At 72.9% G+C, this 3977-nt stretch carries 5 protein-coding genes; 1 reads left to right on the top strand and 4 read right to left on the bottom strand.

Going from position 1 to position 3977, the window contains the following annotated elements:
• From FRW57_RS18430 to purN, 3 genes are all read right to left on the bottom strand, one after another.
• Nucleotides 1-463 (bottom strand): DMT family transporter (locus FRW57_RS18430; RefSeq protein ID WP_162529416.1); only part of this gene is annotated, 463 nt, incomplete at its 3' end.
• Nucleotides 464-554: 91 nt separating this feature from the next.
• Nucleotides 555-2150 carry a bifunctional phosphoribosylaminoimidazolecarboxamide formyltransferase/IMP cyclohydrolase gene (purH, locus tag FRW57_RS18435; RefSeq protein ID WP_137119803.1) on the bottom strand — a complete coding sequence of 532 codons (1596 nt, stop codon included), beginning with the start codon at nt 2148-2150 and terminating at the stop codon, nt 555-557.
• Nucleotides 2147-2800, bottom strand: coding sequence for a phosphoribosylglycinamide formyltransferase (gene purN, locus FRW57_RS18440; RefSeq protein ID WP_238384448.1), 654 nt, complete (start codon nt 2798-2800; stop codon nt 2147-2149). The genes purH and purN overlap by 4 nt, the downstream gene beginning before the upstream one ends.
• A gap of 70 nt (nt 2801-2870) precedes the next feature.
• Between purN and FRW57_RS18445 the strand changes: the two genes are divergently transcribed.
• Complete coding sequence (locus FRW57_RS18445) at nt 2871-3263, top strand: hypothetical protein (protein WP_162308098.1); 393 nt, start codon at nt 2871-2873, stop codon at nt 3261-3263.
• On the opposite strand, the gene FRW57_RS18450 is transcribed toward FRW57_RS18445, so the two are convergent.
• The coding region (locus FRW57_RS18450) for a DNA glycosylase AlkZ-like family protein (protein WP_162529417.1) at nt 3253-3977 on the bottom strand (725 nt) is incomplete at its 5' end. The genes FRW57_RS18445 and FRW57_RS18450 overlap by 11 nt on opposite strands.

The following is a 3977-nucleotide window of genomic DNA, read 5'->3' on the forward strand; positions in this document are numbered from 1 at the left end:
CCCCCACGATGGCCAGCAGGGCGGCGAGCATCCTGGCCCGGGTGACGTCGGTGCGGCCGGCCGGGCCGAGCCCGAGCCGGTCCACGCCCAGCCCGCTGAGGGTCTGGCCCCCGACCACCGCGACGGTGAACAGGGCCACGCCGACGAGCGGCACGGCGTACGTCTGCACCGCCACCAGACAGGCGCCGGACAGTCCGCCGATGCACTCCCACCAGCACAGCTCACCCGACCGGACCGCCGCAGGGACGCGGGCCATCCCCCGGCGCAGGGCCGGGACGAGCAGCAGGGCGGTGAGCAGGGCCAGCCCCGAGCCGAAGCTCCACAGCGCTGCCTCCATCGACTGCCCGAGCCGGTGGCTGAGCTCACCGTTGATCCGCGACTGCACCGCGATCAGCGCGCCGCCCGCCGCGGCTCCCGCCAGCGCCAGGCCGAAGAGCCGGTCCCCCGCCCCGCCTGTGCTCACCTCAGACCGCTTTGCTCGATCCGGGCCGCGTCTGACGCCCGCAAGAGCGGTCCGAGTCGAGCAAAGCGGTCCGAATCGAGCACGGGCACGGTCAGTGGAAGAAGTGTCGGGTGCCGGTGAAGTACATCGTCACGCCGGCCGCCTGCGCCGCCTCGATGACCTCCGGGTCGCGCTTCGAGCCGCCCGGTGCCACGACCGCACGCACCCCGGCGTCCAGCAGCACCTGCAGCCCGTCGGCGAACGGGAAGAACGCGTCGGAGGCCGCGACCGAGCCGCGCGCCCTCTCCTCCCCGGCGCGCCGGACGGCCAGGTGGCAGGAGTCCACCCGGTTGACCTGGCCCATGCCCACGCCGACCGACGCCCCGTCGTGAGCCAGCAGGATCGCGTTGGACTTGACCGCCCGGATCGCGCGCCAGGCGAACTGCAGGTCCGCGAGCGTGGCCCCGTCGGCCGCCTCACCCGACACGAGCGTCCAACGCGACGGGTCGTCGCCGGTCGGCTGCCCGTCTGCGCCCGTGCCCTCGGCGTCGATCTGGTCGACGGCCTGCATCAGCATGCCGCCGCTGATCGGGCGCGTCTCGACGTCGTCCGCGGTGCGCGCCCGGCCGGCGGGCAGCTGGAGGATGCGAACGTTCTTCTTGCGGGTCAGCACCTCCAGCGAGCCCTCCTCGTAGGAAGGCGCCACCACGACCTCGGTGAAGATCTCCGCGACCTGCTGCGCCAGCTCGACGCTCACCGGACGGTTGGTGGCGACGATGCCGCCGTAGGCCGACTGCGGGTCGCAGGCGTGCGCCTTGCGGTGGGCCTCGGCGATGTCCGCGCCGACCGCGATGCCGCAGGGGTTGGCGTGCTTGATGACCGCGACCGTCGGCTGGTCGCCCTGGTCGTGCGCCGCCCGCACCGCGGCGTCCGCGTCGACGTAGTTGTTGTAGGACATCTCCTTGCCGTGCAGCTGCTCCGCCGACGCGATGCCGCTGCCCCAGCTGCGGTAGAGCGCCGCGCGCTGGTGCGGGTTCTCCCCGTAGCGCAGCACCGTGGACCTGTCCCAGGTCGCCCCCACCCAGGCCGGGAAGCCGGTGCCACCCGAGGTGTCGGTGAGGACGTTGCCCATCCAGGAGGCGACGGCCACGTCATACGTCGCGGTGTGCACGAAGGCCTCCGCCGCGAGCTGCTGCCGCTGCTCCAGGGTGAAGCCACCGCCGCGGGCCGCCTCCAGGACGAGCGCGTATGCCGTGGGGCTGGTCACGATCGCGACGCTGGCGTGGTTCTTGGCGGCCGCCCGCACCATCGACGGCCCGCCGATGTCGATCTGCTCGATGCACTCCTCGGGCGACGCCCCCGACATCACCGTGTCGACGAAGGGGTAGAGGTTCGAGACGACGAGGTCGAAGGGCTCGACGCCGAGTTCGCCCAGCTGCGAGACGTGTTCGGGGTTTCGCGTGTCGGCGAGGAGGCCCGCGTGGATCTTCGGGTGCAGCGTCTTGACCCGGCCGTCCAGGCACTCCGGGAAACCGGTCACCTCCTCCACTCGCGAGACCGGGACCCCGGCGTCCGCGATGCGGGCCGCGGTCGAACCGGTCGAGACCAGCGCCACCCCGGCCTCGTGCAGGCCGCGGGCCAGCTCCTCCAGGCCGGTCTTGTCGTAGACGGAGATGAGGGCACGCTTCAAGGGACGCTGGGTGCTCACGCGAGGGTGACCTTCCGTTGGGTGATGGTGAATCCGTGACGGCACATGCGGCCCACGCAGTCGACGAGCAGGCTGCGCTCCGCCGTCTTGATCCGCTCGTGCAGCGACTCCTCGGTGTCGCCGTCCACGACCGGCACGGGCACCTGGGCGACGATCGGGCCGGTGTCGATGCCGGCGTCGACGACGAACAACGTGCATCCGGTGACCTTCACGCCGTACGCGAGGGCGTCCCGGGCACCGTGCATGCCGGGGAAGGACGGGCAGAGGGCGGGGTGGGTGTTGACGTAGCGCCCGCCGAAGCGATCGAGGAAGGCCTCACCGGCGAGCTTCATGAAGCCGGCCGAGACGACCAGCGCCGGGTCGTAGGACGAGACGCGGTCGGCGAGCGCCTGGTCCCACTCCTCGCGGGTCGGGAAGTCCGTGACCCGCAGCACGAAGGTGGGGATGCCGGCCCGCTCGGCCCGGGCCAGTCCCTCGATGCCGTCGCGATCGGCTCCCACGGCGGCGATCCGCACTCCGTAGGCGGGATCGGCGCTGGCGTCGATCAGCGCCTGGAGGTTGGTGCCGGTTCCGGAGACGAGCACGACGATCGGGTGGGGCGTGCCCGAGGTTCCGGCCCGGGCCGACCCGGTGTCAGAGGCACTCGTCACGATGAGAGACGATATCCGAAGGTCCGGTGCGCTCCGGACCCGAGTCGAACGCCGAGCACGGGGGTGAGGAATGTCCACCGGCGAGAGCCGCAAGGCGCCTCGCGGACTCGTGCACTCCCGTCGCGCCGCCGTGCTCATGCTGCTCGGCTTCCTCGCCACCGAGATGCCGATGCCCTACCAGGCGGTGGCGCTGGTCGCCCTCGTGCCGGCCGCGTTCGAGTCGGTGCGGGCCATCCGGCTGCTGAACCACGACGGCGCACCGCGGGCGACCACCCTCTGGTCGGGAGTGGGCCTGGTGCTGGTGGTGGGGTTGTCGGCCGTGGTGGCCCTGTCGGCGGGCGCCTACGCGTTCAACCGCGACTTCCGCGAGTGCATGCAGGGCGCCAACACCCACGCCGCCGTCGCGGACTGCCGGCAGCAGGGCGGCACCGGGCCGCTCAGCGACTTCCTGCTCAGCGGCTGACCAGTGCTCGCCGGGCCCACTCGGGGGCAAGGACGCGTAGGTCGTCCAGCTCCAGAGCGAGTGCGAGCGCCACGGCCGCGGCGCTCGAGGACACGGCCCGCTCGTCCAGGCCCGCGACGGGTTCGAACGGGATGACCTCCACCCGTGAGCCATGGCCATGACCGCCGTTCACCATGCGCCAGGTCCCGACGACCCGGCCGTCGTGCAGCAAGCCCGGTGAGAACATCCCGTTCTCCCGGCGCCAGATCCGGGGCAGGTGCCGCGGGTCGAGGAACCGCCCACGGCCAGGTCCTTCGTAGCCCAGCAGCAACCCGTCGTACTCCGGCAGCAGCACCGTCCCCGGGTCGGAGCCGCCACGCGGGGGTTCGGCGAGGTCGAGGTAGGTCGCGGCCCCGGGCCCGGTGAGTCGCACCACCGCGTCCCCCAGCCGGTCCAACGCCCGGTCCACGTCACGCAGCCGGACGCCCATCCACCACGCGACGTCCCGCCTGGTCGCCGGCCCGTAGGCGCCCAGGTGCAGCCTGACGAGTTCGTCGTGCGCGTGGTCGAGGTCCCGGCCGCCGTCCCCGCCGTCGAGGAGGGTGCTCCCCCGGCCCGGCTCGCCCGGTCGCAGGTGCCGGTGCCAGGTGTCGGTGCGGGTCTCCCAGCGCTGGTCCGGAGGTCGCCGCACCAGCGCCGAGTGCCCCCAGACCAGGTTGGCCGCCGCCGTCGTCA

The organism is Segeticoccus rhizosphaerae (genome assembly GCF_009192725.1).
Taxonomy (GTDB): Bacteria; Actinomycetota; Actinomycetes; order Actinomycetales; family Dermatophilaceae; genus Segeticoccus; species Segeticoccus rhizosphaerae.